At 33.7% G+C, this 26,403-nt stretch carries 31 protein-coding genes and 1 riboswitch; of the genes, 1 reads left to right on the top strand and 30 read right to left on the bottom strand.

Features of this window, described 5'->3' with window-relative positions; translation table 11 throughout:
* Positions 1–59: 59 nt before the first annotated feature.
* Positions 60–1,352: an MFS transporter gene (locus NK356_RS14600; protein WP_034696177.1), complete on the bottom strand. Its 1,293-nt coding sequence runs from the start codon at positions 1,350–1,352 to the stop codon at positions 60–62.
* Positions 1,353–1,466: 114 nt separating this feature from the next.
* A complete protein-coding gene (locus NK356_RS14605) occupies positions 1,467–2,222 on the bottom strand; it encodes a hypothetical protein (protein WP_034696175.1) in 756 nt (251 codons plus the stop codon).
* Positions 2,223–2,390: 168 nt separating this feature from the next.
* On the opposite strand from NK356_RS14605, the gene NK356_RS14610 reads away from it, so the two are divergent.
* The gene (locus NK356_RS14610) at positions 2,391–4,475 is read left to right on the top strand and encodes an outer membrane beta-barrel protein (protein ID WP_253317312.1); all 2,085 of its coding nucleotides are present in this window, start codon (positions 2,391–2,393) and stop codon (positions 4,473–4,475) included.
* A 197-nt stretch (positions 4,476–4,672) separates the two neighbouring features.
* Here the strand turns inward: NK356_RS14610 and NK356_RS14615 are convergent, their stop codons facing one another.
* The 28 genes from NK356_RS14615 to NK356_RS14750 all read right to left on the bottom strand — a co-directional run bounded on the left by NK356_RS14615 (position 4,673) and on the right by NK356_RS14750 (position 26,378).
* The gene (locus NK356_RS14615; protein WP_253317313.1) at positions 4,673–5,671 is read right to left on the bottom strand and encodes a T9SS type A sorting domain-containing protein; all 999 of its coding nucleotides are present in this window, start codon (positions 5,669–5,671) and stop codon (positions 4,673–4,675) included.
* 134 nt (positions 5,672–5,805) lie between these two features.
* Positions 5,806–6,453, bottom strand: coding sequence for a 3,4-dihydroxy-2-butanone-4-phosphate synthase (ribB, locus tag NK356_RS14620; protein ID WP_034696171.1), 648 nt, complete (start codon positions 6,451–6,453; stop codon positions 5,806–5,808).
* Between the two features lie 92 nt (positions 6,454–6,545).
* Positions 6,546–6,671: riboswitch (FMN riboswitch) on the bottom strand.
* Positions 6,672–6,818: 147 nt separating this feature from the next.
* A complete protein-coding gene (locus NK356_RS14625; protein ID WP_034696170.1) occupies positions 6,819–7,172 on the bottom strand; it encodes a DUF2200 domain-containing protein in 354 nt (117 codons plus the stop codon).
* Positions 7,173–7,181: 9 nt separating this feature from the next.
* Complete coding sequence (locus tag NK356_RS14630) at positions 7,182–7,958, bottom strand: alpha/beta fold hydrolase (protein ID WP_034696169.1); 777 nt, start codon at positions 7,956–7,958, stop codon at positions 7,182–7,184.
* Positions 7,959–8,088: 130 nt separating this feature from the next.
* Complete coding sequence (locus NK356_RS14635) at positions 8,089–8,922, bottom strand: hypothetical protein (RefSeq protein WP_253317314.1); 834 nt, start codon at positions 8,920–8,922, stop codon at positions 8,089–8,091.
* A gap of 635 nt (positions 8,923–9,557) precedes the next feature.
* The gene (locus NK356_RS14640) at positions 9,558–10,061 is read right to left on the bottom strand and encodes a DinB family protein (RefSeq protein WP_034696167.1); all 504 of its coding nucleotides are present in this window, start codon (positions 10,059–10,061) and stop codon (positions 9,558–9,560) included.
* Positions 10,062–10,097: 36 nt separating this feature from the next.
* Entirely contained in the window at positions 10,098–10,481 is a 384-nt protein-coding gene (locus NK356_RS14645; protein ID WP_034696166.1) for a 5-carboxymethyl-2-hydroxymuconate Delta-isomerase, read from the bottom strand.
* Positions 10,482–10,611: 130 nt separating this feature from the next.
* Positions 10,612–12,222: a serine hydrolase gene (locus NK356_RS14650; protein ID WP_253317315.1), complete on the bottom strand. Its 1,611-nt coding sequence runs from the start codon at positions 12,220–12,222 to the stop codon at positions 10,612–10,614.
* Between the two features lie 302 nt (positions 12,223–12,524).
* Complete coding sequence (locus tag NK356_RS14655) at positions 12,525–13,034, bottom strand: hypothetical protein (protein ID WP_253317316.1); 510 nt, start codon at positions 13,032–13,034, stop codon at positions 12,525–12,527.
* Positions 13,035–13,046: 12 nt separating this feature from the next.
* Positions 13,047–13,562 (bottom strand): hypothetical protein, encoded by a 516-nt coding sequence (locus tag NK356_RS14660; protein ID WP_253317317.1) that lies wholly within the window; start codon positions 13,560–13,562, stop codon positions 13,047–13,049.
* A 1-nt stretch (position 13,563) separates the two neighbouring features.
* Positions 13,564–14,355 (bottom strand): hypothetical protein, encoded by a 792-nt coding sequence (locus NK356_RS14665; protein ID WP_156106452.1) that lies wholly within the window; start codon positions 14,353–14,355, stop codon positions 13,564–13,566.
* 22 nt (positions 14,356–14,377) lie between these two features.
* A complete protein-coding gene (locus tag NK356_RS14670) occupies positions 14,378–14,917 on the bottom strand; it encodes a dihydrofolate reductase family protein (protein ID WP_034696160.1) in 540 nt (179 codons plus the stop codon).
* 44 nt (positions 14,918–14,961) lie between these two features.
* Positions 14,962–15,678 (bottom strand): hypothetical protein, encoded by a 717-nt coding sequence (locus NK356_RS14675; protein ID WP_253317318.1) that lies wholly within the window; start codon positions 15,676–15,678, stop codon positions 14,962–14,964.
* A complete protein-coding gene (locus NK356_RS14680) occupies positions 15,650–16,291 on the bottom strand; it encodes a hypothetical protein (protein WP_034696158.1) in 642 nt (213 codons plus the stop codon). Before NK356_RS14680 ends, NK356_RS14675 begins: the two co-directional genes overlap by 29 nt.
* 102 nt (positions 16,292–16,393) lie before the next feature.
* Positions 16,394–16,951, bottom strand: coding sequence for a hypothetical protein (locus NK356_RS14685; protein ID WP_253317319.1), 558 nt, complete (start codon positions 16,949–16,951; stop codon positions 16,394–16,396).
* A gap of 6 nt (positions 16,952–16,957) precedes the next feature.
* Entirely contained in the window at positions 16,958–17,617 is a 660-nt protein-coding gene (locus NK356_RS14690; RefSeq protein ID WP_253317320.1) for a DUF2461 domain-containing protein, read from the bottom strand.
* A 98-nt stretch (positions 17,618–17,715) separates the two neighbouring features.
* Positions 17,716–18,312: an SMI1/KNR4 family protein gene (locus NK356_RS14695; RefSeq protein WP_034696155.1), complete on the bottom strand. Its 597-nt coding sequence runs from the start codon at positions 18,310–18,312 to the stop codon at positions 17,716–17,718.
* A 35-nt stretch (positions 18,313–18,347) separates the two neighbouring features.
* Positions 18,348–19,016 (bottom strand): hypothetical protein, encoded by a 669-nt coding sequence (locus NK356_RS14700; RefSeq protein WP_253317321.1) that lies wholly within the window; start codon positions 19,014–19,016, stop codon positions 18,348–18,350.
* Positions 19,017–19,097: 81 nt separating this feature from the next.
* Positions 19,098–19,508: an SMI1/KNR4 family protein gene (locus NK356_RS14705; RefSeq protein ID WP_034696153.1), complete on the bottom strand. Its 411-nt coding sequence runs from the start codon at positions 19,506–19,508 to the stop codon at positions 19,098–19,100.
* 45 nt (positions 19,509–19,553) lie between these two features.
* A complete protein-coding gene (locus tag NK356_RS14710; protein WP_034696151.1) occupies positions 19,554–19,976 on the bottom strand; it encodes a hypothetical protein in 423 nt (140 codons plus the stop codon).
* Positions 19,977–20,034: 58 nt separating this feature from the next.
* Positions 20,035–20,688, bottom strand: a complete 654-nt coding sequence (locus tag NK356_RS14715) for a DUF4919 domain-containing protein (protein WP_253317322.1) — start codon at positions 20,686–20,688, stop codon at positions 20,035–20,037.
* Positions 20,689–20,771: 83 nt separating this feature from the next.
* Complete coding sequence (locus NK356_RS14720) at positions 20,772–21,320, bottom strand: hypothetical protein (RefSeq protein ID WP_253317323.1); 549 nt, start codon at positions 21,318–21,320, stop codon at positions 20,772–20,774.
* Between the two features lie 30 nt (positions 21,321–21,350).
* On the bottom strand, positions 21,351–22,199 hold the full coding sequence (locus tag NK356_RS14725) for a kelch repeat-containing protein (protein WP_253317324.1): 849 nt from the start codon (positions 22,197–22,199) through the stop codon (positions 21,351–21,353).
* Between the two features lie 229 nt (positions 22,200–22,428).
* Positions 22,429–23,361: a kelch repeat-containing protein gene (locus NK356_RS14730; protein WP_253317325.1), complete on the bottom strand. Its 933-nt coding sequence runs from the start codon at positions 23,359–23,361 to the stop codon at positions 22,429–22,431.
* 69 nt (positions 23,362–23,430) lie between these two features.
* Positions 23,431–23,976, bottom strand: coding sequence for a hypothetical protein (locus NK356_RS14735; protein ID WP_253317326.1), 546 nt, complete (start codon positions 23,974–23,976; stop codon positions 23,431–23,433).
* A gap of 317 nt (positions 23,977–24,293) precedes the next feature.
* On the bottom strand, positions 24,294–24,926 hold the full coding sequence (locus NK356_RS14740) for a tetratricopeptide repeat protein (protein ID WP_253317327.1): 633 nt from the start codon (positions 24,924–24,926) through the stop codon (positions 24,294–24,296).
* Positions 24,927–24,971: 45 nt separating this feature from the next.
* Positions 24,972–25,541, bottom strand: a complete 570-nt coding sequence (locus NK356_RS14745; RefSeq protein WP_253317328.1) for a hypothetical protein — start codon at positions 25,539–25,541, stop codon at positions 24,972–24,974.
* Between the two features lie 195 nt (positions 25,542–25,736).
* Entirely contained in the window at positions 25,737–26,378 is a 642-nt protein-coding gene (locus tag NK356_RS14750; RefSeq protein WP_253317329.1) for a hypothetical protein, read from the bottom strand.
* Between the last annotated feature and the right edge of the window lie 25 nt (positions 26,379–26,403).

Below are 26,403 nucleotides of genomic sequence, written 5' to 3' on the forward strand. Positions count from 1 at the left end.
AAATAGAACGAGCGCCGCAGATTTTCTGTGGCGCTCGCTTTTTTATAGACTGTCAGAAACTAATCTTTATCCAGTGTAGAAGTTTTCTTGGTGTCTTTCATTCCAACATACACAACAAGGGAAAAAAGAATACAACCGGTAATGTACCAGTAAAAATATTCTTCAGATCCTATCTTTTTAAACCAAAGTGCAATATATTCCGCTGTTCCTCCAAATACTGCAACGGTAATAGCATAAGGTAAACCTACACCAAGCGCTCTGATTTCAGATGGAAACAGCTCTGCTTTTACAACAGCATTAATGGATGTGTAGCCACTTACAATAATTAACGCTGCCATAATCAGGAAAAATGCAGTCCAAATGGACGTAGTTGTGCTCAATGCTGTAAGAAGCGGAACCGTACATAAAGTTCCCAGAATACCAAAACCTAAAAGAAGCGGCCTTCTTCCGATCTTGTCAGATAACCCTCCAAATACAGGCTGAAGGCAGGCGAAAATAAATAACGAAATGAAAGAAACTAATGTAGACTCTTCCTTGGTAAGATGTACCGTATTCACCAGGAATTTCTGCATATACGTTGTATAGGTATAAAATGCCAGCGTTCCTCCTAAAGTAAGTCCCACAACGGTAAGCAGAGCTTTTGGATGTTTCAGGAGTTCTTTTACTGTTCCTTTTTTCTTTTCGTTGACTGCTTTTTTATTCTCAAAAGCTTCTGTTTCGTGAAGATTAGCCCGAAGGTATAATGCAATAATGGAAAGAAGTGCCCCAATTACAAAAGGAATTCTCCAGCCCCATTCTTCCAGCTGAGCTTCTGTGAGTAATAATTTTTGTAAAATAAGCTGAATTCCCAATGCTATAAGCTGCCCGCCAATCAAAGTGACATATTGAAAACTTGAATAAAATCCTCTTCTGTCCTGAGTCGCCATTTCGCTGAGGTAAGTTGCGGAAACTCCATATTCACCACCTACACTTAATCCCTGAAGTAATCTTGCCAGTAAAAGCAATAAGGGAGCAAGAATACCTATGGATTGATAAGTAGGAGTAAGGGCAATCAGTAAAGATCCAAAAGACATCAACAAAACAGAAAGCGTCATTGCTTTTTTTCTTCCGACTTTATCAGCAATACTCCCGAACAACCATCCGCCGATAGGACGCATAAGAAATCCTACAGCAAATATTCCTGCGGTATTCATCAGTTGTGCATTCAGGTCAGAATCAGGGAAAAATGAATGGGAGAAATAAATGGCAAAGGCAGCATATGCATACCAGTCATACCATTCAACAAGATTTCCAATAGATCCGCCTATAATGGCTTTGATTCTTTGACCTGTAGTGATAGCCGTTGAGTTCATACAATGTTATTTTCCTGAAAAGTTTTTTTTAATAATGGGATCCAAGATACAAATTTCAGAAAAAAGCAAACCGCTCTGGAAAAGAACGGTTTAATAGTATATAAAAGTGAGTTTTTAAAACCTATATCCAATCGAAAGCCCACTTCTGAAACCAGCCCAAGGTCCGTCTACCTTTATTTTTGCTCCATTGGCATTGGTTTCTACCGTATATTTTACAAAAGGAATATCCAGGTTTTCAATTTCTTTTTTAAGCTGTGCCTGCATATCCGGTGTGAGTACATAATCTGAGGTCATGGTAAAATCTCCTTTCCCGCTTCCGTAGTGGGCACCTGCGATCCAGAAATCCAATACAAGATTCTGGCTTCTGGTCAGAAAGAACTGTACACCAACCATTAAACCTCCACTATTTCCTTTGGTATCTCCATGCCCTTTAAGTGGAATTGGATAAGTGATCCCATTCGGGCCGTTATAATCATAATAAAAATCAAAAGTATTGGATGTGACACTTGAGTATCGGTAATAGGGTGCAAAATAAAAACCTTTTCCATAGCCTTGTCCAATATAAAACCTTGGCTCTATCGTGAAATTAGTGGCTTTTACTCTCAAATTCTGGAATCTTTTTTCATCTTCATCTTTCAGAAAAGAATTGATAAAAGGTACTTTTCCTTCAGTCATCGTTCCAAAGCCAATGTTCACAGAAAACCATTGGTTGATAGCTCTTTCATAAGACAGATTGATATTTCTGAATGCATACGCTGTGACATTGGTCTTGATGATATTCATCTTCTCTGCCGCCGGGCTGTTCTGAATTTCCTGAGCTCCCAGGACAGAAAACAGAAAGCATGGAATTAATAGGACTGCTTTTTTCATGACTCTATATTTTGTGATGTAAAAAATACCAGCAAAAAACGGGCTGGATTTAACATAATAATTAAAGTTTTTAAAGAAAACATATTGATCACTTTCTAATCGGTTGCCATTACAAATGTAACAAACATTGATAATTGATTGTTCTAATTGTATAATTCATCTTCAGACATGAAAAAAACTATATATACCATTTTCTTTCTTTGTGGTGTCTTTATGTTTTCACAGGAAAAGAAAAATGATACAGTGGATGCAGTGGCTACCCAAGAAATTCAGGAGGTTATTTTGAAATCTCAGCGTAAAAAACAGTTTGCAGACAAAGCTGTTTATACTTTTGATAAAGAGGCGCTGGAAAAAGCTCGCTATGCAAAAGATTTACTTCGTACTCTTCCAGAATTACAACTGGATCCGGTAGCCAATACCATTACCAGTACGAAGGGAGGAACTACACTATTTCTTATCAACGGGATTGAAGCTACCGATATGCAGATCCGAAGTATTGCACCCAGTGAGGTTGTAAAGGTAGAATACTATGATATTCCACCGGCAAGATGGGCAACGAGGGCAGATACGGTAGTGAATATTCTGACAAAATCTACAGAAACGGGATATGTTTTCGGAGCTGATGTTTCTGCTGCTTTGAATACGGGATTTGTGAATGGTTCTGCCTACGCAGATTATACAAAAGGAAAGAATAATTTCGGACTGGAATATTCCCTGAATCTTAGAGATTATAATGACAGAAGAGTCAATAGTGTCTATGATTATCAACTGAATGGAAATCATTACCGTTCTGATGAAAATAGAAAAGATCATTTCGGATATACTTTCCAGAATATTGCGTTACGCTATACCAGACTTGTGCCTGATGACTACGCTTTTCAGGCTAAACTGAATATGGATATTTTCAGCAGGTTTTCAAAAGGAGTAGGGCAGAGTGTTTTTACTGAGGATAATCTGAAGGAAGAGCACAATATGTTCAAAAATAATGGTTCAGATTATGTGATCCCTAAGCTGGATCTTTATTATTCTAAAAAGATTGGGGAAAAAGATGAGTTGAGTATTAATGTTGTAGGTTCTCATTATACTACCAATACTACAGAAACGGCCAAAGAATGGATTGTAGGTTCAGGATTATCGGTATATGATAATGATATGGTATTGAAAGCAAAGCAGACGAGTGTGGTAGGAGAACTGGCACATGTCCATGATTTTACAGCAGGAAAACTTTCATCCGGATACCGTATTTCAAGGTCTTCTATTTCTAATGATTTGAATAATCTTGCCGGATATTCCCAATACAGTGTTACTTATCTGGAACAGTATTTCTATACTGAATTTGCCGGGAAAATAGACAAATTAAGCTATCGTATCGGAGCTGGTCTTACCAATATTCATAACAAAAGTGCAGAGAATGTTTTTGATGAATGGACTTTTACTCCAAAAATTATCTTAGCTTATCAGATTAAAAATAATCAGAACCTTCGTTTTACAGCAAGTTATAATCCGGTAAGTCCATGGAGTAATGCATTAAGTAGTAATGTAGTGCAATTGGCACCTAATATTGTTCAGAGAGGAAATCCTTTTTTACAATCTCAACAGGTTTTTTCTAATAATCTGACCTATTCTTTTAATAATAAGTATTTTGATTTCAATGCAGGTTTATTTTACCGATATACCAACAGGGTAATCAATCAGTATTACGTTCATGATGAGGTATTGAATGGATATGCACTGACTTATGAAAACGGAAAAAATGCTCAGAGATATGGAGTTCAGTTAACAGGATCTTATAAACCTTTTGGAAATAGCCTCCTTGTTATCAAAGCTGTGATTACACCTACTTCTGAAACAGTAAGAACAAGCAAAGGAGCTTTGATAAAAAATAATTATTTAGGAAACTATTTCTCGCTTTCTTCAGAATATAAATCTTTTTCCGTTCAGTATCAGTTCAATATTCCTGTGTATAGTCTCAATGGAGCATTCCTTAATACAAATGAGAATCAGAATAATATTTTTGTGAGCTATAAACATAAAAACTGGACATTTTCTACAGGAATGTATTGGATAGGAATGCCTTCAGAATACAAAACGAAAAGTTTGCCGGAAAGTCTGGTAGATTATAAAGTTCATACACAGATTATGAACAATAAGTCGATGTTTATATTAGGGCTAAGTTATGATTTCTCGAAAGGGAAGAAAACCGAAATTCAGCGAAAGCTTAATAATGAAACAGCTCCTGCAGCTACTTTTTAAGAGTTGGTTTTAGGTGGAAAGAGGGAAGCTGGAGGATGGGATTTTATATTGTACAGATAATCATTGAAGATTTTATTTATTAAAAAATAGAATAAATTAAACTCTATTTATTCTTAGACTAAAATAGCTTCCAACCTCCATCCTCCTGCTTCCTTACAAAACAAATCCCCGCTCATTGGAGCGGGGATTTGTTTGTATTATTTCTTGATGAATTTTGTATTCTTTGTTTCTGCAGCATTTTTTCCACTGATCTCAATGAAATAAGATGCTGGCGGAAGATCTGAGATCTGTATGTTTCCAGATTTTACATCGGAAGTCTTAACCAGTTTACCATCCAGACTGTAAATGTTTGCTTTAGAATAATTATCTGTATTTCCTTTGAAACCGATAAAATCCTGAGCAGGGTTTGGATACACCACTAGGTTTTCTTTTTTTACTGCATTGCTGGTTGCCAGGAATGTTTCACTTAATGCAAATGAAGTTACTACATTCTGGTTGATACTTAATAATGGAATACTGATATTTCCGCTGGTAGAATTTAACAGAGAATATCTGTGTGAAGCATCATAATAAGAATAGGCTGTATTGGTTATTGCTCCAATAGGATTAGAATAAGTAACATCGAATGATGAATATAGATTGAGATTCTGTGTGAATTTTACTCTAAGAACATTACTGTATGTTTGATTACCTATAATTAAAGTTCCATATGCATCAGCAATGGCAGTCATTGTACCACTGAACAATCCGTTGGCAGAAGATGAGGAGAAAGTACCTTTTGCAGTATCAGTTTGTGCTGGTCCATAAGTGGTTGGAAAATTAATATGAGTACCGTTATCCACATTAAAGTTTAAAGTTGCCTGTGTGTTTACCATTCCTGTGATTTCCAGTTTAGTCGAAGACGCTTTATAGTAAACTATTGTTGCGCCATCTATCATTTTAATAGTGGAACCTGGGAAAGTTGCTATTTCAGTAGAAGTAGGAGTTAAATAGGTTGTTTGTGATGCTGCTCCCATCGTAAGTCCTGTATTTGAGAATGTAGCATTGGCTCCTGTTGCAGTGTTGTTTACACCTCCGGTGGCAAGATTGTAATTAACGATATTTCCAGAAATAGGGTCATTAGCCGCTTTTGTAAGCGTAATCTGCGCAGAAAACATCGCAGATGCTCCTAATAAAAGGAGTAAAGATTTTTTCATAGTCAAAATTTTTTGTTAAAAATAAATAAAAAATGGTATTCAATTATCAAATTAATTAGTTTTTAGTTAAATTTTTAATAAAAACGCCTGTTGATAGGATCAACAGGCAGTCTGTGCGTTAAAAATGTTTAAGTTTAATTGCTTATTACCATTTTGCGGTAAGCATAAATATCTTCGATGGTCACTACACTCATCCCTTTTTTGATGGCAAAGTCTACAATTTCCGGAAGTCTTGCCATAGAACCGTCTTCATTCGTCAGTTCACAAAGTACAGCATCGTTACCCAGGTTAGCCATTTTTACAAGGTCAACACTGCCTTCAGTATGACCACGTCTTTCAAATACTCCACCTTCTCTTGCAATTAAAGGGAATACATGACCTGGGCTTGCAATATGCTCTGCCTGTGCATTTGATGCTACGGCTGTTCTGATTGTTGTTACGCGGTCTTTTGCTGAAACACCTGATTCTACACCTTCTCTGGCTTCAATGGAAATGGTGAATGCAGTTTGATTTTTTGAATTGTTGTTTTCCACCATCGGACGAAGGTTGAGGTGTCGGCTTTTTTCCTCAGAAATACACAAGCATACGATACCGCTGCATTCGCGGATCAGAAGTGCCATGTCCTGTTCTGTAATCGTGGAAGCGGGAAAGATGATATCGCCTTCGTTTTCACGATTTTCGTCATCTACTAAAAGAATACCTTTTCCCTTTTGTAATGTCTGAAGTGCTTTTTCTACACGTTCTCTGGAGGTAGCTCCGAATTGTTCTAATAATTTTTCCATGTTATTTTACTTTTAAAAGTTAAAATACTCTTCGGTACATGGAAATGAAATACAACGCAACAAGAGTCCATAAGGAATCCTATTGGTCATCTCATTTTCTTCTCCCATCCAGACTTTAACTGTCGGTTCCGGAATTTCACCAGATCAGTCCTTTCCGAAGAAAGGAGTCGCGGACTGTAACCGCCGGTAGGGAATTTCACCCTGCCCCGAAGAAAACTTATACTAAGTTTTGCTGTATGTTGTAATTTAAATTTTTATTTCATTGAATAGTATTTAACGCACAGACCGCTAATTTCGGGAAGTTTTTTGAATTGGAGAAGCGTTTTTAATCATATTTAAAGAATGCTTTTTTTTAATTGATATCTTTAGGTTGTTCTTAGTATTTTTTCCATCTTCTTCCCTTTCGCCAATTCATCGATCAGCTTATCCAGATAACGGATATTTCGCATAAGTTCATCCTCAATGTCTTCCACCCGATATCCACAGATGACACCTTTTATCAATGAAACATTGGGGTTGATCTGAGGTGCTTTTTCAAAGAAAGTTTTAAAATCAGTTTTATTGTTTAATATTTCCTGTAATTCTTTTTCGTGATATCCGGTGAGCCAGAATATGATTTCATGTACCTCTTCTCTGGTACGTCCTTTCTTTTCGGCTTTTTGGATGTAATGTGGATAAACACTGGAGAATGCTGTTGCAAAGATTCTGGTATTCTGCATCTCTAAATATTAGATTAGTTTTTTGATAACTCCATCAAGAATAGAATTGAATTCATCTGGTTTTTCCAACATGGGATAATGGCCAACGCCTTCAATGGTAACATAATCATAGTCTTTTAAATATTTGCGGTTAGCTTCAATATCAGTAGGAGAAGCATCGGAATTAATAGCTATAACGGGTACCTGAATCTGTTTTGCGAATGGGTTGAAGTCTGTTTTATATAAAGGCCAGAGCGCATTGATTGCCAATTCAGGTTTGTGTTGAAGAAATTCATGCTGTACTCTTTCTTTTACATCACGGGGCGTTCCTTCTGCAAATAAAAATTGTGGCAAAATGTTTTCTACAGTGTATTTGAAATCCTTTCCATATTGAGAAAGCGCTTCTTCAGCCTGTTCTTCGGTAAAGGACTCATCCAGGTTTTTCAATGTATCGATCAGAATTATAGCTTTTACTTTTGATATTTTCAATGAAGCTTCAAGTACATAAGCTCCGGACATAGAATGTCCTACAAGAATTATTTCATTCGAATCAATTGCATCAGCGACGGCTTTGATGTCGTCCGCATATTTTGCACTGCTCCATTCCTGTCTGGAAGCATCAGATTTTCCATGTCCTGCAAGATCCATTTGTACAATATGATATTGGCTGCTGAAATATTTCTGCTGGTCTGCCCACCATTCCGTATTCCCGAGCCATCCGTGAACGAAAATCAATGTGGTATTTCCGCTTCCGGATTCTTGGTAATGAATTTTCTGACCGTCTGATGATACTGCATATTTTTCCATATAAAATGAGAGTTTTGGTATATTTTATTTTGAGATTGTAATTTACGAAAAGACCTTTAAAAATAGAGATGTGTATTTACAACAGATCTGATGAATGAAAAAACACCACATTGCTGCAGTGTTTATCTTTTTATTTGTTCTCTTTTGATCGGAGGTTTACTAAAATAATAACATAAGGGGTTCCCAAAAGATCTTTTATTTCACATTTGAAAAAGATGAGGTCTTTTAAAAACTGCTGGTGAGAAACTTCAATCTGATATTCTATTCCTGTGGGCATTGCTTTTGTTGCAAAGCCTTCCAGATTATCTACTTCATAAGCCTTTTCCTTTCCCATAAAATTGAAAATTTCCCTTAATATGCAATTCATAGTAAAAACAGAAGGAACAATGGGGTAGTTTTCAAAATGTCCTTTGCATTGGTTAGGAGTAAAAGGTTCCAGGAGAATACTGAACTGGCAGTCACTTTCGATAGTGATTTTACCTTTAGGAAGCGTTTCGTCATAATATTCTACCGGAGTGTCATTATAATAATCTTTGTAAAAAAGTTTGAATGTATCTTTTGCGATGATATGATAATCGAGTTCAAAAGAGTAAAGAGGTTCTCCGGAATGATGATCTCTTACCAATAGAGAAGATTTACCTTTTCTTTTCGATTCTAAAAATCTTTCACCAACAATGAAAACCGAATCATATTTTTTATAAGAAAGCTGTCTTATTCTCACTTTTTCACCCATGAAATAAATCTGTTCTTTAGATGTAGTGTTGAGAAGTCTGTACAAATTGCAGCTTCCCAGAGAAGACAGAATTTTTATGAGTTTAGAAAAGTTCTCATGGCTGAAATCGCAATTGCAAATTTTAGTTTCTATGCTGTTATCATTGAAAATTGTATTTTCTGGAATAGAAATGTAAGGTTGTGTTTCCCCAAGATAAGGGATGATGTTTTCCATGATGTCTGTTGTTGTCATTTGAATGAGGGTATTGGGTTATTAAATCTGTTTTCATTTGTGGATAACTTTTCATCATCGTTGTGGAATCATATTTTTTGGATACCTGCGAATTTGTGCTTGTTGAGATTTCAATGTTCATTTGAACTACTAGCTGAAATTTATAATCATAAATATGTTTTTTTATTTAATGTGTTTTTAATTTGTTGATATAATTTAAGTTATGTGTATTAATTCTTTTGTTGGTGATTTGTTTTTGATGCAATTTATAAAAAAATATTCATAATAGATTATGAATAAATGTTCAATATGTGAGATTTTAGATCTTAGCAGGAAAATTTTTATAGCAAAAAAATGTGGATAACTTATCCACAAAAGTTATCCACCTGATTTTCTATTGTGGAAATATCAAGAAAAATAATATGTTTTGTAAGATATTGAAAAGTAGTTAACTAATGAATTATTTTGATGAAGTAAAAAACTTATCCATAGTTTATCCACAGGTATAAATTGAATATGGAAAAGTTATCCACAGCTATTTAAAGATGTGGATAACGGTTAATTTTGAATTTAAATTATTGTAAACCAATTGTTTAATTGATGTTAAGTTGATATTGTGAAATTATAACTTAGACTTATCCACAAAATTATTGACTTTATTCTTTGTCTTTATAAATATTCCAGAAATTAAAATCCGTCATAGGAGCATCCGTGATTCCTATATTTCTTCCCATTGTTACGATTTGTCCTCTGTGATAGGTTCCGTGAAGAATAGCATGCTGGATGTATTCGTATTTGGAAAAATCACACTGAAACCATTGAGATTCTATCTTTACATTTTTTGAAAGATCTTCTTCAGATAAACTTTCCACATAGTCTACCAGTTTCTGCGAGTTGTTTTTTATGGCATTGAAAACATCTTCTTTGCTGGTAGTCTCTGTTGTTTTTACAAAATCAAAATCATCCTTTTCAGAAATATGACTCCACCAATATTCTTGTGTTTGCCAGATGTGGTGTAACGTTTTTAAAATTGTCGGAAAACTGGAAATGGTTTCCTGGTTAAGTTGTTCATCAGACTTTGTGGATAACCAGTCAATATATTTATTGACTACCCAATTGTTGTACTGTGCACTTTTGCTGACTAATGTTTTTAAGCTCATATTATTAATGTTTAGTTGTGTGTGTAAAGGTGAATGTTATAAACCAAAATGCCTGTCTTGGTCTGAATTTTCAGGATTGATGAGTGCTTTGTTACTGTATGTCGCCGCTTCGAAATCATTGATATTAACAGAAAGAAAAGAAATATCAGGCAGCAATTCTGAAAGCCGGATACAGATCTGGTTGGAAAGATTAGTTTTTTGTTCTGTATTGCGTCCCTGCATGATATACCCAAACACATGGAGAAAATTTTTCTTTCCTGTGCCTAATTTGTAATACTGATAGGGCTGAAGTCTTACTTTGATGTCATTGGGAGCAAATAGTCCTGTTCCGTCTGCCACTTCGTAAACGGCATCCATTAACTCTTCAGGTGTTCTCTGCTGAAGAATATCCTGCGAACAATCTATTATAAAATGGGGCATAGATTCTATTTTGTATTTGATTTTGTGTGAGATAAAAATAATAAAAAATAGTAATGGATATTCAAAATAAAAACCGCTTTGAAAACAAAACGGTTTGAAAATGTGTATTCTTTACTTTATGAATACGATTTTATGGAATTGATTTTTTAATGCTGTATTGTGGTTGTACAGCATTGGTCATGTCAAGGACAATATCATAAATTCCATCTTCATGGATTGGAAAATCATAGGCATCAAAGGCGATACTTTTATTATCGTTATTCAGACCGAGGCTGTATCCCCAGTCATTATTAAATCTGAATTTTAAATTCCCTTTTTTCAATGTATAGTTTTTCAGAAAATAAATATTCGGATTTTTAGGATCTGTTTGTAACAGAATATCTTTTCCTTCCCAACCATTCGGAGTGGCGTTTCCAATAATTCCCCACGCAAGAGTATTGGTATTTCTTTTTGCTGTTTTTACAGTTCCATCCCAGAAATGGATGACAACGGTATTTATTTTTCCGTTTTGATCCGGTTGGAATGTACAGGTGAATTTTTCATCCAGCTGAAATGATGTTTTGCTTTTCGGTAATAAAGCGTTTCTTGGATAGCTGCCTTCTTTGAAAACAAGTAGTCCATCGTTACTGGTGATATAAAAATTTGAATTTTCTGTGGAATAAACACCTTCCAGCTTTTTTAAATCTTCCACATTCACTTTTGCAATAGCTGGAATGCTATAAGGTTTATTGTACAGTATTTTTTCTACTTGGGGAATAATAAAATCGGAGTGCGAAAGTTCTGAATTGGAAATCAGAACCACACAAATATCATCATCCAGAACTCTGTAATATCGGCTTCTATAGCCAGGTCCACCACCATCATGGCCAATCCGTTTTTTATCAAAAACCGTTGAGATCTGGAAACCTAAGCCATAATGATCTTTAAGATAAGGTGTAAAAGCTTTATCTGTTGTCTCTTTTTTAAGAAGGGTATAGTTCTTTAACGCTTCATTAAATTTAAAAAGATCTTCCACCGTAGAATACATAGCTCCGGCTCCAAAAGGATGGTCGGTTTTAAAACGTAATGCTTCGTTAGACCTTTTATCAGATAAAAACTCATATCCAAATGCCTTGTTTTCATCTGTGATATTATTAAAATTGAATCCACTATGATTCATCTTCAGAGGTTTCAGAATATTATTTTCTATGACCTGATCATAATTCAGACCTGTAACTTTCTTAATGATATAACTTAGAATATAATATCCGGAATTGGAGTAATCCCAATCCTTACCAGGGGAAAAATTCAAAGGTTTTGCAGAAATATATTTTAAAAATGTTTCCTCATCTATCGTGTATTCAGAGTTTGTATCATTGGGAATTCCTGAAGTGTGGGAAAGCAACTGGGCAATGGTAATGCTGTCGCCTTTTGGAAAATCAGGATAATATTTGGAGAGTTTGTCATTCAAAGATAATTTTCCCTGTTCTTCCAACTGAAAAATAACGGTTGCCGTAAACATTTTTGTGGTGGAGAAAACCCTGTAAAGACTGTTGTTGGTATTTTTCTTTTTTTTAGGAGCATTTCTGTAGCCATAGCTATTTTCAAAAATAATTTTTCCTTTTTCGGCAATCAAAACAGAACCATTAAACAATCCTGCTTTTTCATACGTTGAAAATAATTGTTCCAATTTTTTGGATTTCTGTGAAAAAAGAGGATGTACCGCAAGCATTAAAACGATACAGGTGAGAATAGATTTCATGTAATTTTTTTAAATAAGACACTTTTGAGTGTGATAATATTACATGAGATTTTAAAAATGTTTTATTGAAGAAGGGTAGAAGATTACTTAATTTGAATTAATGTTTTAACACCATAGACCATGACCATCGATGCTTTCCCTGTTTCGATAAAATATTTTACGGTTTTTCCATGTTCCAGAATGATTTTTCCGAAAGTCAACTTCTCATTTTCGTATCCTTTAAAATTTCCATATAATCCATTTTTTGCATCTATAATGAGTCCGGGTTTCTAAAACCCCGTTTTCTAGTGTGATCAATTTTTTCATTTTAATACCACATGTTTTTTTATTTCAGTTACTATTTCACTGGCTTTGGTTTCGGTGATCCAGTTGATAACTCTTATTTCGTTGCCATTTTGTATAAAAACAACAGAATAGGTTGAACCACTCAGAGAAAAGTGATAACGAATCCCCAATGCATGTTTTTCTACCTGAAAATCTTTTACCAAAATCTGATCAATTTCTTTTTTTAAATAGATGCGGGGACTGGTAAACAATTTGTTTTTATATCGGACTGTTATTTTTTCGGGTTCAATGATGAAGATTGTTTTTCCAAAAGTATTCCATAACCAGATATATAGAAATAGTATAAAAAATGCGACAAAGGGAGTGGCAAATGAAATGTAGTTTACAATAAAAAAGAAACCTTCTGCCTGGATGCTTAAAAGAGGAATAATAATCAGGATGATAAGAGAAAGGATCAACAAGCCTAAACCCAATATAATGGTCACAACCCAATTGGTTCTGTTTTTTATTTCAATGGTGACCGGCATAATCATCTATCTTTAGAGCAAGTTTTTTTCATATAATTTCGTTTTCTTAAGTCCGAAATTGTTCATCTTCACCGTTGGTGAATCCAGCTCCCAAGTTGGAAGATGAGTCGAAAGCTGATCTTCTAATTTTACAATTCCCAGGGTTACTTTATCATCAAATTCATAGGTTTTTTCACCAGTAATAATTTCCAGCCCGGATTGTCTGTTAGCAAATGGAGACGGAATACTGAAAGAATATACGGATATAATTTCATCCCATTTTACAAACTCTGTTCCGTTATTTTGCTTGAAATAAAATCCATCTTTTGTGTATTCAAATATCCCATCAAATGTATGCAGGCTATCCATTTCCTTTTCAAATGAATCATAACCTTTTTCTTCGGGAGAATAGAGTTTAGCAATGGAAAATATAAGAACAACACAACAAAGAAAAATAATAGCAAATGTTATTTTTTTGTCGTCATAAACAGGGTAGTTGTAAAGGGTTAGAACTAATACCAGAAATGTAGCAGCAATGATTTTTTTCATACTATATTTTTTCAAAGTACTTCCCTTTGAACTGATAACGGATTTTCTTTTCTGTAATTTTAGAATCATCAAGAATTAATGGAATACTGATGATTTTCTTTTTAGGATCATATTGAATATCCAGGTTTTCAAATGTTTTGGTTTTGATTGAATTATTGATGTTAGAAGATGCTGTAAAATCCAATTCATAGCTTAACTCATTTTGAATTCCGGAAGTGGTTTTTATAAGTTTAGCATTACTGTTTAATTTTCCATTGTCAATAGAAAAAACTTTTACTCTATAGTAATATAGGGCTGTGCTGTATACAGAAATGTTTTGGGCCAGATAATACTTTTTATTCTGTGATACAATATCATTAATCTGATAGTAATTGGATTCTGCATCCTGCTCCATGTCACTTTTCAACGTTTCACTCTGTACTTTTTTACCGGATTCGTACTGGAAAACACTTCTGTAAAAACGCATTGTTCCTCCGGTTAGCGTATTCCATGAATAGATTCTAAATTTTCCATCTTCCGAGGAACTGACAGATAATCCACTTTTTGTAAGTGATTTAAAATCGTGCTTTAGGGTTTGAGGATTGGATGATGTATAGTGATGTAATAATTTTTCGAACTTTCTATTGGCAGCGTAAAGAGAGTCTTCAGTGAGGATATTCTTGCGGCTTGTATCATACCAGTATTGAATTCTTTGAAAAGAACGGTTGAGTTTTTTTTCAATGACAGAAATATTTTGTCCAGACATCGTACAGGAAGTCACCAGACAAAAAAAGATTCCTACTATTTTTTTCATGATTTGTTTGATTATTTTTTATTTAAACCTCATAAATAAGCTGTACTACACCGGATTTGAAAACATTGGTTTTGACCAATTTTAAATTTAATCTTTCCTTTAAATCTTCAAAAAGAGGTTTTCCTTTCCCAAGAGCAATGGGGTGAACAGATATTCTGTAGGTATCAATAAGATTATGCTGAATAAAAGTTTTAATAAGACTTGCTCCTCCATACAACCAGATGTCTTTTCCTCCCTGGTTTTTTATTTCTGAAACTTTTTCCACAATATCAGAACTGATAAAAACTGCATTCTCATCTTCTCGGTTCTGACTGGAAAAGACAAATTTATTTTTTGAATGAATTGTTTCCCAAAGCTCTCGTTCTTCCGAACCTGCATTTTCTTCCGGTTGATAATTTCCCCATGCATCATAGCTTACTCTTCCATAAAAGATAGTGTCTACTCCGGAAAGAAATCCATCAAAATCCATATCATCATCCATGATACACCAGTCGGTTTCTCCGTTGGGTCCTTCAATAAATCCGTCTAATGTTGTGGCAAGGTCTAGTATTATTTTTTTCATGTTTAATAAGATTGATTTAGGTTTTGAGTCTCTTAAAATTCATTTCAACGCTGTGTTTTTCTGCGCAGGAAGATTAGAGTTATAAGAAACATAATGATCACAAAAATAGAAATATAAATGATGATTTTATACCTGTTATTCTGTTGATGGAGTGTTGATATTTCTCTTTTTTGTTCTCTGATTTCTCTGTCGGATTGTTTGTCGTCGTCCGCAATCAAATCTGTAAATTCAGGATCATTGGAGGTATCAGAGTTTTCAGATAATTTTTTATACTGAGAACTTAGAGACTCCAGTTCTTTTAATTCTTCCGGAGAAAGCTCATCCAGTTTTTTTTGAATAAAGCATTGGTCAGAGTAAAGAAGTCCGGTAACTTTTTCATCATATGCGAAAATCAGATATTTCCCTTTTTTGGTAAAAAGAACATCGCAGGAATGCAGCGGAGATCCGAAAAGGGTAGCATTGTGTGCATACAATCCATCATAGGAATCCGATTTGTAGGTCTTATTGATTTTTACTTTACTTAGAATATTCTGGACCGTTTTAAATCCAGAAGGAACTTCTGTAATATCATATATTTCACCAATAAAAACAAAATCAGCACTGTCAAATGAAGATTTTAAAGTAGGAGTGCCATTGCATTTGCAGGCAGCAATTTTCACAGAAAATATTATGAGAAAAAGTAAAAAAAGCCTGGATTTCATTGGAGTTATAAACTTAAGCTTGTTCATCAGCTTAGCGGTAAGGCAGATTAATTTCTTCAATTTTTGTTCTCAAATCTCCAATGGTGAAGGTTTCTGAATTACATTGAAATTCAGGAATGTCGTGTTTGGATAGGAAATCATTTAAATCATCACAATTTTGCAGAATATTAAATTCTTTATTGTCTAAATCTAAAACAATTCCTTTGGTTTTTCCATTAATAGAGTAGGCAAGAGGAGTTAATGCTCCTAAGAGTGCCTTCGACCATAAACCTTTCATGTTTTCTTCGAAATAAATGAATCTTCCATAGTTCAAAACTTTGCAAAATCTTGAATACTGGTCAGGATCATATCCATTATCTTTCTTGTTGGTATATTTTCGATAGGTCTGAAAATACATTTCTCCTTTATGCGAAACAGCTAATGGAACTTTTACTCTTTTATTTTTTTGTTTGAAATAAAAGAATGCTTTTTCCGGCATGTCAAGAGAATCACACTTTTCACAGGCTTTGAAATAGACTTCTTCGGTTGAAGATGGTTTTTTATTTAAAACATCCTCCAAAGTCATATAAATACCTTCCGGAAAATCTCCCTTTTTGATGGATGGATATGTTTTTTCTTGTGCAGTTACTATGCTGGAAATAACAAAAAGAGCAAATAAAATATACAGTTTCATGGGTTTATTAATTTTTCGGCAGAGCAAAAATATAAAAAGTTAATGGGAAACTCTTATTGGAGAGATTTTATTCAAAGCCATAGAAAATAATTCTCAGTTATATTATTTTCTAAACTGTAATGTCTGAATTGCTTTTAAAAGTTCTGTCTGACTTTCTTTCTTCAGATTTTTACCATATAGATTGAATCTGATTTTTCCTAGTGATTCAGTCTTGAGGCTGTCGATATAAACTCCTGTCATTCCTTTTTCCACTTGTTTGGGTTCCAATATTTTTGCCTTGTACCCATCAATTTTTTTATAGGTTATTTTACTTTTAATGAAATCCTCCGGATTATCATTTTCATTGAGGATAATAAATAATGTAGTGTCAATTTTTGGATTTACTTTTAAGAGTTCATTCAAATCTTTTCGGTTGATAACAGGAGCTAAAAGCTGTTCAAGAGAATTTGAATAAGGTCCATAATCGTAGAAAATCGAATCATTATTTTTTGTGATGATAATTCCGGCATTACTATCATAAGCATCCATTTTCAGTTTGCTCCAGTCTTTAGGAGCCTGAAGTTTAAAACTGCGAAAATCCATCGATTTTGTCTTCTGAGAATTATCAGAACAACTCAATACTATAAAAGATGTAAAAATGAATAAAGAAGTTTTTTTCATGGCTTTTTAAAATAAAGATTCCCCGTTCATATCCGTGGTCAGAATTTCACTCATATAATCAAAAAAAGGTCTCATGGCAAGTAATGTTTGAATTACTTCTTTTTGAAAGTTGTCCGATAAAACCTCCGTATCTGTAAATTTCCGCATTACCAGAAATTGCTTTTTTCTGATCAGATCAATAGCCGGATGATTTTTATCAAACCCACGAGGTGCCGTTTTTACAGCGTCTCCTTTAAGTTGTCCAAAATATTGTATAAAAGTTTTATCTGAGGTAATTTTTTCAATTTCTGAACTGTTGATTTCAAATTCTTTACGGATGCGAAGTAAATCTTTAGCTTCAGGACCCCAGAATCCACCGCCTACAAAACTGTTGCCCGGTTCCAGCTGAATATAATATCCACCTCTCAACATAGGTTTCGAACGGGAATATCCCACTCCGAAATTGGTTTTATAAGGCGTCTGGTCTTTGGAAAAACGAACGTCTTTATAAATTCTGAAAATATGGATTCCTTTCAGGTTATCGTATTCCTGAAGCTCGGTATAAATCTGATTAAAAAAAACTTTGTTTTCTTTTACAATGACATCGTATTCGGATTTATGTCTGGCAAACCATTCCCGATTGTTATTTTCTTTTAAATGGGTGAGAAATTCAAATGCTTTTTTCATATTGTTGTATGGATGTTTTACTTCTGAATATTTACAGAAATTTTCCGACTTCTTGTAATTTAACGATTTAAGTAACTAAGTAGAACTATTTAGTTAAACTACCCAATTTTTTTATTCCAGAATGAGCTTGTATCAATTTTCTTTTTTTCAGCATGACGAATTAAAAAAATATCACTTACAATTCCTTTTGCTAAATTGCCATTCCAGAATATAATATCATTGCCAAACATTGAAAGAACAGCTTCTTCATGATCCAGTATTAAAAAACGATGTCCTAAATAGGGGATAATAGAAGGAACATTTTGGTTCTTCATAATATCTTCCGTCACACGGTTGGCTTCCATGGTCAGTTTAATTCTTGCTTTTATGATGGGAATGTCATCAGGATAGGAATAAAATATAGGACCAAAATCAATTTCTCCTTCACCACCATTATTGTCAATTCCCGGTTTGTCAAGACCATTCATTGTTCTGTAATAGTTTTTTAATGACTCAGGAAAGGTGATATTCAGTTGTTTCTGGAAATCTTCTAATTCAGACTCCGACAATCCTTTTTTCCATTTGCTTCCTTCCTGAATCTGGAATCCCCAGCATTCCATCAGATCCACTTTCTGCCAATATCTTTCACTTTTCTTTTTTATCCATTGAAAGCTTGAAATTGAATTGTCCAGTTTTTTAAATTGTCTTTTTTTCATAACATTTCTTCTAATATTGATACAAGGTTACAGATTTAGCGAAGTGGATTATTATTCTCTGTCAATCTTTGTTTTAAACTTTCTGATAACAAATTGTTTTCCAGTAAGTACTGGGTCATTATTTTCAGAAAATATCGGCATTTCTTTAAATAATCTTTATCTGGTAAAACATTATTGGTGTCATTTAAATAAGTGTTTGCTCTGTTGATAAATACTCCGACCCTTTCAAATTCTTTGCTGATGAAGAGTGTTCCAATCAGGGAGATGTAAGAAACAAATTTATATTCACTGTGGTTTCTTCGTAAATATTGAGGAGGCATCTTTTTGTTCATCTCCTGAAAATAGGATATGATTCCAATGTCTTTCAGGTATTTTTCCTTATCAATTACCAACCAGTCGTCCACTATTTCGCCATCAAAATTCATTTCAAGATCATAATACCCGATGGCTTCTAGGTTTTTAAGATAGATTTCGTTTTCCACACAAAGACTTATTCTTGCCCGGATAATAGGTTCTTGATATTGTTGTTCAATCAGATATTGGTATCCCTCAAATACAAAAGTAATTTCGTGGCGGGCAAAGCCTCCTATCAATTCTTCAGGATCTTCTGAGAGTATTTTGCGGAGCGTGTGAAATGCTTCATTTTTGAGATGAAATTTTTCAGCTCTTTCGGTGAGCAATGTTTGAAGTTCCTGAGCGTTCATATCATGATTATTAGTCTCCAAATCTACGAATAACAAGAGAATCTTTGTGGATAAAAAAACTGTCTACGACAAGGATTGACATCAATACAGAATATCTGCATCTGTATGGATAAGAAAGATTGCTTCAGAAAAAGTATCTGCTATCTTCACATGCATTTCATCTGTATTTTTAAATATCCCGTTTTTCCCTTTTACAAAACCAATATGATGAGCGTTAATCAGATAATCTGCCAATACAATGAAACTCTTATCATTTTCATTATGATACTCCTCCAGAATTCTTGCTAACGGCCAGATGGAAAACATATTCTTTGTCCAGTCCCAATCTGCAAATCCATCCAGTTTTAAATAGAATTCTTTAAAATCATCCGGAAATTGAAAGTCTATCATTTTCTCAGCTGCTTTAATGGATTCTGATGTTGCGGGCGAATTTAGTTTGATATTTTCACTGGTCCATTTTTCTTTAATTTTATCAATACGGAGATGTATCATCAGTGGTATGTTCGCAAAATATTTTACTTCTTTTCATTCAAATTATTATAAATAGTCTCCTTTAATTAATGATTTAGAAAACCCTTCCACTCTCAACTGTAAGATTAAAGGCATTGGAATGATGTATGATTTTCTTTTTGGTAATTTGTTGAATGACTCAATGAGTAGTTGTAATTCTTCCTTGGTGTAATTGCTGAATGAGTTATAGATGGCATCATCCATTTTTTCAAGATGAATACTTTTTATGATTTCATTCTTCTTGTTTTCATCCCATTTTTCTAATCTTGATGCGAGTTCTATCCTATCAATGCAGTAATTATAGATATACCTTTTTAATTCTGCGGTCTCCGTCAGTTTGTCAATTAAAATTTTGTTTTCTTCAGTTGGGTAGCCTACCGGAGGCGGCCCTGCCTGAGCAAATGATTGTAAACTAAACAGGAAAATTGAAATGTAGAATAATTTTTTCATGGTTAAATATTGTCTGGACTAAGAAAAATAAATTGTATGCTTTAAAGTGGAAATCATTTTAGAAAAAATATCCACCCACTAATTTTACAAATACTTCTCTGTCTCCAATTTTATAAATGGTTAGAATGCTTCCGTCTGAAAGTTGTCTCATTTTTTGACTGAATTCAGCTCTAGGGCCTGAGGTAGCAAGATTTTCAAGTTGTTGTAAAACTTCTCCAGGGGTTAAAACACAAATAGCGGTCTCTTCACTTTTTCCGTCACCACTTTTTTCTATCGTTTGAATGATTACATCTTTTTGCTTAGCACATAATTCTCTTTTTTTATGATCATCAAGTGCGCTATAAATATTCATCATATCATCCAGTAAATTTTTGTTGAGAGGATTGATGGCGTATTTTGATTCCGCTTCAGTTACCATTTTCTCAGCTTTACTTTTTGACAGTCTTTTTTGAGCAGGTTTCCAGAATGTTCCGGATTCACTGTTATAATTTCCAATGGTGTAATCAATTTTTATGAATTTACTTCCGTAGTACAATTGATTCAACTGCTCCTGCGTCAATTCAGAAGGATTTATTTTGAATACGTCTAAAAGTTTATAAAAATTTTCCTGTGGATTTTCAGTGACATTCTTTTTAATAAGATCTGTGTTTATCTGTGCAGAGAATGCCTGAAAAATTAAAACTAAAATACCTGAAATAATATGTTTTCTCATTGTTTTTTATTTAAATTTGATTATCAACCTGTGTTAGTTATTGTTTATCATAAGGACTTCCATCTTTTCTGATTTTTAATTTTTTATTCGTCTTTTGTTTTCCAAAGTAATATTTCTGTATCACTCAGTATTTTATATTGGTAACCTATTTCATTCCAGAAGTTGATGATGGTGCCTTGTTGTTCTTTGTTTTTTAAAACAGCAATAATATGAGTTTCTACATCATAATCTTTAGGATAATGCATGTCAAAATCAACACTGGCCCAGCCATTAGTTATAATCTGACATAATCTGTCAACATCATCAGTATTTACATACTTTCTCCTTACAATTCCAGCTTTAATACTTTCAAAAGTATTGATGATTCTGTATTCATCAAAGAGATTGTCTGGCAAATGTTTGTAATAATGCGCATTGTTTGATCCGGAACCCAAAATGGTATAATTTTTCTGTGCTTTATCAAAAACAATAGGTCCGACTCCAATTAACTTTCCTCTTTCATCATCTTTATCATATTTTTTATGCTTCCAGAAAATAAAAATATAAGGCTCTGTTTCATAAAATTTGAAGATGGTATAATCAGGATGAATTTCATCTTCAATCATTTTTTGTACTAAAATTTCGTCTATCATCAATTGTTTTATTTTGAGTATGCTGTGTATTTAATTTTCTTTTGTGTCCTGTGCACTTTCAGTAATATCAGCTGCTTGTAAGCTTTTAATAGCTGATTTGGTGGAAGATGTTGTACTTCCGCCGATGATGTATAATTTATTGTTATATACCTCCGCTGCAGCATGTCTTCTGGGAATCATATTGGATGACAACTGATGGAATTTATTGGTTGTCGTATCAAAATAGGCAAGAAAAGCCTGATTATTATAACCTCCTGCTATAAAAATCTTAGTACCCGATACGGCTAATGAATGTCCGGATATCCCGGAAGGCATCGTATATTGATCGGTCCAGAGATTAGTGTTAAGGTCGTAAACATTGATCAGGCGGGATGAAGTACCGTTAAAACCCCCAATGACATACAATTTATCATTCACAATTTTGCCTTTTGCTTCTCTGGCAGTGGGCATATCCGGTAATGGATGCCATGTATTGGAAGCAATATCATAATATTGGAATCTGTTAGAAAATACAGTGGTTGCAGCATTGTTGAGTCCGCTGCCACCGAAAACGTATATTTTTCCATTATGGATGGCAGAACCTGCATTTCCGGTATAAGAACGGTTAACAGCTCCCTTCGTTACCTTATTGGTGGCAAGGTCTACAATTTCAAGATGACTGTTTCCCCAACCGTTAAAAATATAAATCTTATTATCGTAAGTCTCCGAATTTGCAAATTTTTTGGGACTTAGAGTAACATTGAGAAGACTCCATTTATTATCGGTAATATTATATTTTTCAATAAAACTGGCGTTACCTCCGCTTTGCTGATATCCATTGCTCACATATATATTATCATCCACGATGACACTGGTTGTAGCTCCTCTGCCGGCAGACATATTAGCGAGAGTTTTAAACTGAAGCGTTTGTGCATAGGTGAGCAGTGAGCAAAAAAATAAAAGGAATAATAATCTTGTTTTCAATGGTAGTAAGATTTCGTGTTTGTTTTACATATTGATAGAAACAAATATATGTAAAAGCTGAATCTGAAGTGTGAGGCTTTGGATTTTATTTTTTGATGGCGCCAGGTCTCCCGACTTTGAGGAGTTGGGTATTGATGTTTTTTGTCTATGGAGATAACGGGATATTCAGATTGAACATTATCTCATTAATCTCTGCAAATTGTGTACTTTTAATAGAGGAAGAGGGAAGAGTACTTGTATTTCCACCAATGATGTATAATCTATTGTTATATACTTCTGCAGCTGCGTGTCTTCGGGGAGTCATATCGGATGATAACTGGTAGAATTTATTGTTGGCAGTATCAAAATAGGCCAGAAAATCCTGATTAGTATAATCACCCACAATGAAAATTTTATTATCGGCTACTGCCAATGAATGGCCGGATATCCCAACAGGCATTTTATACTGATTGGTCCACCGATTCGTATTAAGGTCGTAAACATCTATCAGATTAGACGAAGTTTCGTTAAAACCACCGATTACATACAGTTTATTATTAACAACTTTGCCTTTTGTTTCTTTAGCTATAGACATATCCGGTAATGGATGCCAGGTATCTGAAGCAATGTCGTAATACTGAAATTTATCGGAATATATAGGGGCTCCGTTTAATCCACTTCCTCCAAACACATATATTTTACCATTATGTATGGCAGAACCGGAACCGCCGGCATAATAAGGATTAATTGCTCCTTCGGTTACGGTATTGGTTGCAAGATCTAAAATTTCAAGGTGACAGTTCCCCAAACCGTTAAAAATATAGATCTTATTATTGTAAGCCTCCGAATTAGCAAATCTTTTGGGACTTAGAGTAGCATTGAAAATACTCCAACTGTCATCAGTAATATTATATTTCTCAATATAATTGACTTCTTTATCTGCTGTATAGCCATTGGATACATAAATATTATCATTCACTATTACACTTGTTATGGCCCCTCTGCCTGCAGACATACCGGCGAGTTTTTGGAAATGAAGCTTTTGTGCATGGGTCAGCAAGGAACCCAAAAATGACAGGAATAATAATTTTGTTTTCAATGGTAGTAAGTTTTAGTGTTTTTGTTTTATAGACTTAAAATCAGAAATTATAAGGTTGTGTAAAATACATCAGGATTTTCCTTCGTTGATATATTCCAGATAATCCTGTTCTAAATTATTAATTTCTTCAATTAAAAAATCATAAATATTTCCTTCAAATACTTCATAATCTTCTTCGTCATATTTGTCATACTCAATTTTTATGATTCCGTTGTCGGTATAGGCTCTGTAGAGATTTCCGCTGCGCTTGAAAAATAGTTGTCCCAATGGTTTCTCTTTATACTCAAGGGCTTCCTGATGTTTTTCTTCAAATCCCATCCATGAAGGCATTTCTTCATCCTGCGAAAGTCCGTACACAAAAAAGCCATACCCGAATTTCCAGCTTGGTAGAACATCAAATTCCTGGGGACGTTTCCATATCTCTTCCTTGACTTCAAAAAGTAAGGAACCAAATGAGGTCAGAAAATCCTTAACATCTTCACTGAAGGTAAACCCTGTGCTTTCTTCATATTTTTTAATTTGGTCTTCGGTTGCAGGATGGGCCACGGAGCCCATCACGAAGAAATCATCATTTAATTTCTTTTTCCTATCCCAGAATTCTTCTTTTGTTGCCATATTTTGTTTTGGTGTTACCTCGTCAACACTGTTCAGATTGTTATTGAAACAAAGATAAGAGAAAGTTTGGGGATAAAAATTAGAGTGTTGGTGGATTTTGTTTTATTTCTGCGAAGTCGGACTTTGCGGAGGTGGGTTTTCATTAAATGATTTCTCTGAAAGTCACAAACGTATATGTTTGTCATCAAACGAATTCTACGAAAGTTAAAAACAATCTTGTTTGGAATCTCCCGAGACCTCCGGAAGTCTTATACAAGTTGCGGGAAACAAAACAATATCCTGTTTTGTTTCCCGCAATATGGTTTGTAACGAAATGATCATTTTATCCTTTTCAAATCCATTTCCGAATATAATCTGTACTGTATATTTCCTGTACTTTCATACACTTTGTCGTATAATACTTTTGCTTCTTTGTATTTTCCCGATTCATCATAAAGTGCCCCTAACATATAAGCCGCTTCTATTTGATCAGGTTCATTTTTTAAAATTTCTTTATACATCCTTTCGGCCTGTTCATTTTCATTATGAGCAAAATACCAGTTGGCTATTTCCCAATAATCAGCTAAAAGCTTTGTTTCAGTAAATTTATTTTTTAGAGAATCAATACTTATTTCCTTATAATCATTTCTAAACTTGTCCATTCCTGTTCTTTTTAAATCAGCCATATGAATATAGAAAGGATCACAATTATTTATTAATCTGATCATAAGGTCTTTCATGAAATCATCTCTGTTTTTGTTCGCTGTGCTGTTATGGAAGTTTTCAAAATCCTTCTGAAGTTTTGTCATTACTTCAGAAGAACAAGTTTTAAATGTTTCATCAGTATAATTTGTTTTACCAGATAAACAGGTGCAAAATTCCTTTTCAAATTTTTGTGGAAAATCCTGAGCTTTAATGTGAAAAGAAATTGAAATAGAGAACAATATTCCTAAGAGTAATTTTTTTTTCATGTATAACTTTATTGTATTAACGTTCTTCTGTTCATAACAATATTCTTAATCACAATAAATTGCCAAACGTATTTGATCAAATCCACCTTTTCCTCTGAAACGAAATAAGTAGGTATTTAAATTTTTACTGTGCCATTTTATATCATCCCTTACTGTTTCATCTTTGGATTTTTCTAAATCTTCATATACTTCAAGGGATGGTTTTCCAAGATTTTCAGTTAAATATTTTTTTATTTCGTGGAATTTTTCGTTAAACATTTCATTCGAAGTTTCAATTTTTTCATTTTCATTCCATTCATAAGATTTGAATTTGATTTGCTCATCTTTGGTAAAAAAATAATCTACTTTAAGAATGAAATTGTTTTCGTTTCTTTGATATGATCTGGGAATTTCAAACTTATATTTTTCAAAAGCGGGATAGATATCTTCTCCAATTCCCCAAAAATACCCAAGAGTAATATCTTTTGATTTTTTATCCATTTCTTCTTTTTTAATTTCACTGAAGCTTTTAAAGGAAAGATCAATTTCATTTTGAACAGGAACGTTATTATATTTACTTAGTGAGCAACTATAAGAAATTAGAATAATAAGAATAAAGAGAACTCTTGATTTCATGAGAATATATATTGTTATGATCGTATAACTGAAAAAAAAGCGTTGGGGAAGTGTTGAATTTTAATTAGTATAATCTCTTTGCTATCCGAAGTCTCCTGACTTTGGGTTTTGTTTTTATTGACGCAAAGCCGGGAGAATTTGTAGAACGAGGTTACTGTCTTCTACAGTGATGCAAACTCATGCTGGCAACAATTATTATTTTAATTGAATTTCAATCTTTTTATCTTCCATAAATAATTTTATCCAATTCGGATTTTCATTATTTCCTGGAATGCATTCGATTAAACTTTTATTATTCTTATAATTTGCTATAGCTTTTTTCCCAAACTTTATTTTCATCTCATAAATTTCATTGCCATTATATCCAATCCAGGCTTTTGTTATTATTTGCTTGTTGTTTTCAATATTATGATAAAGTAGAGATTTTGTGTCTTCTGGTAAATGTTTTATACCATCACACCAAAAAGTCTTCGTATAATATTTTATATTTTCATTTTCAATGTTTTTAAAATCCAGAGACCATTCTAAATGACTGCAAAATTCTAAATTAAACATGGGTTCATTAAGATTATAATTAAAAGCACCACAATTGGGACATTCAATATATTCTCCATTTAATTTTTCAAACTCACATTCTGCACATCTGCCATTTCTATTGTTTAAATGTTGAATAATAATTTTTACTTCATTTTTGTCTACATTGAATTCGTCAATTAATTTTTTTTCAGCAAATACTTTTAAATCGTTTTGCATCAAAATATAAAGATCAAGCTTTTGTTCTTCAGAAAAGTTTAGAGTAATCACTTCATTTTTACATTTGTTGCAATTAATTTTCATTCTTAATTTGTTTTTTTGTTACAAA

It is taken from the genome of Chryseobacterium sp. S0630 (genome assembly GCF_024158915.1).
In the GTDB taxonomy this organism is placed as follows: domain Bacteria; phylum Bacteroidota; class Bacteroidia; order Flavobacteriales; family Weeksellaceae; genus Chryseobacterium.

Bases quoted from the DNA above. Each gene is read 5' to 3' on its own strand.
- NK356_RS14600 (WP_034696177.1), bottom strand. From the start codon at position 1,352: ATGAACTCAACGGCTATCACTACAGGTCAAAGAATCAAAGCCATTATA.
- NK356_RS14605 (WP_034696175.1), bottom strand. From the start codon at position 2,222: ATGAAAAAAGCAGTCCTATTAATTCCATGCTTTCTGTTTTCTGTCCTG.
- NK356_RS14610 (WP_253317312.1), top strand. From the start codon at position 2,391: ATGAAAAAAACTATATATACCATTTTCTTTCTTTGTGGTGTCTTTATG.
- NK356_RS14615 (WP_253317313.1), bottom strand. From the start codon at position 5,671: ATGAAAAAATCTTTACTCCTTTTATTAGGAGCATCTGCGATGTTTTCT.
- ribB (WP_034696171.1), bottom strand. From the start codon at position 6,453: ATGGAAAAATTATTAGAACAATTCGGAGCTACCTCCAGAGAACGTGTA.
- NK356_RS14625 (WP_034696170.1), bottom strand. From the start codon at position 7,172: ATGCAGAATACCAGAATCTTTGCAACAGCATTCTCCAGTGTTTATCCA.
- NK356_RS14630 (WP_034696169.1), bottom strand. From the start codon at position 7,958: ATGGAAAAATATGCAGTATCATCAGACGGTCAGAAAATTCATTACCAA.
- NK356_RS14635 (WP_253317314.1), bottom strand. From the start codon at position 8,922: ATGACAACAACAGACATCATGGAAAACATCATCCCTTATCTTGGGGAA.
- NK356_RS14640 (WP_034696167.1), bottom strand. From the start codon at position 10,061: ATGAGCTTAAAAACATTAGTCAGCAAAAGTGCACAGTACAACAATTGG.
- NK356_RS14645 (WP_034696166.1), bottom strand. From the start codon at position 10,481: ATGCCCCATTTTATAATAGATTGTTCGCAGGATATTCTTCAGCAGAGA.
- NK356_RS14650 (WP_253317315.1), bottom strand. From the start codon at position 12,222: ATGAAATCTATTCTCACCTGTATCGTTTTAATGCTTGCGGTACATCCT.
- NK356_RS14655 (WP_253317316.1), bottom strand. From the start codon at position 13,034: ATGCCGGTCACCATTGAAATAAAAAACAGAACCAATTGGGTTGTGACC.
- NK356_RS14660 (WP_253317317.1), bottom strand. From the start codon at position 13,562: ATGAAAAAAATCATTGCTGCTACATTTCTGGTATTAGTTCTAACCCTT.
- NK356_RS14665 (WP_156106452.1), bottom strand. From the start codon at position 14,355: ATGAAAAAAATAGTAGGAATCTTTTTTTGTCTGGTGACTTCCTGTACG.
- NK356_RS14670 (WP_034696160.1), bottom strand. From the start codon at position 14,917: ATGAAAAAAATAATACTAGACCTTGCCACAACATTAGACGGATTTATT.
- NK356_RS14680 (WP_034696158.1), bottom strand. From the start codon at position 16,291: ATGAAACTGTATATTTTATTTGCTCTTTTTGTTATTTCCAGCATAGTA.
- NK356_RS14685 (WP_253317319.1), bottom strand. From the start codon at position 16,951: ATGAAAAAAACTTCTTTATTCATTTTTACATCTTTTATAGTATTGAGT.
- NK356_RS14690 (WP_253317320.1), bottom strand. From the start codon at position 17,617: ATGAAAAAAGCATTTGAATTTCTCACCCATTTAAAAGAAAATAACAAT.
- NK356_RS14695 (WP_034696155.1), bottom strand. From the start codon at position 18,312: ATGAAAAAAAGACAATTTAAAAAACTGGACAATTCAATTTCAAGCTTT.
- NK356_RS14700 (WP_253317321.1), bottom strand. From the start codon at position 19,016: ATGAACGCTCAGGAACTTCAAACATTGCTCACCGAAAGAGCTGAAAAA.
- NK356_RS14705 (WP_034696153.1), bottom strand. From the start codon at position 19,508: ATGATACATCTCCGTATTGATAAAATTAAAGAAAAATGGACCAGTGAA.
- NK356_RS14710 (WP_034696151.1), bottom strand. From the start codon at position 19,976: ATGAAAAAATTATTCTACATTTCAATTTTCCTGTTTAGTTTACAATCA.
- NK356_RS14715 (WP_253317322.1), bottom strand. From the start codon at position 20,688: ATGAGAAAACATATTATTTCAGGTATTTTAGTTTTAATTTTTCAGGCA.
- NK356_RS14720 (WP_253317323.1), bottom strand. From the start codon at position 21,320: ATGATAGACGAAATTTTAGTACAAAAAATGATTGAAGATGAAATTCAT.
- NK356_RS14725 (WP_253317324.1), bottom strand. From the start codon at position 22,199: ATGTCTGCCGGCAGAGGAGCTACAACCAGTGTCATCGTGGATGATAAT.
- NK356_RS14735 (WP_253317326.1), bottom strand. From the start codon at position 23,976: ATGGCAACAAAAGAAGAATTCTGGGATAGGAAAAAGAAATTAAATGAT.
- NK356_RS14740 (WP_253317327.1), bottom strand. From the start codon at position 24,926: ATGAAAAAAAAATTACTCTTAGGAATATTGTTCTCTATTTCAATTTCT.
- NK356_RS14745 (WP_253317328.1), bottom strand. From the start codon at position 25,541: ATGAAATCAAGAGTTCTCTTTATTCTTATTATTCTAATTTCTTATAGT.
- NK356_RS14750 (WP_253317329.1), bottom strand. From the start codon at position 26,378: ATGAAAATTAATTGCAACAAATGTAAAAATGAAGTGATTACTCTAAAC.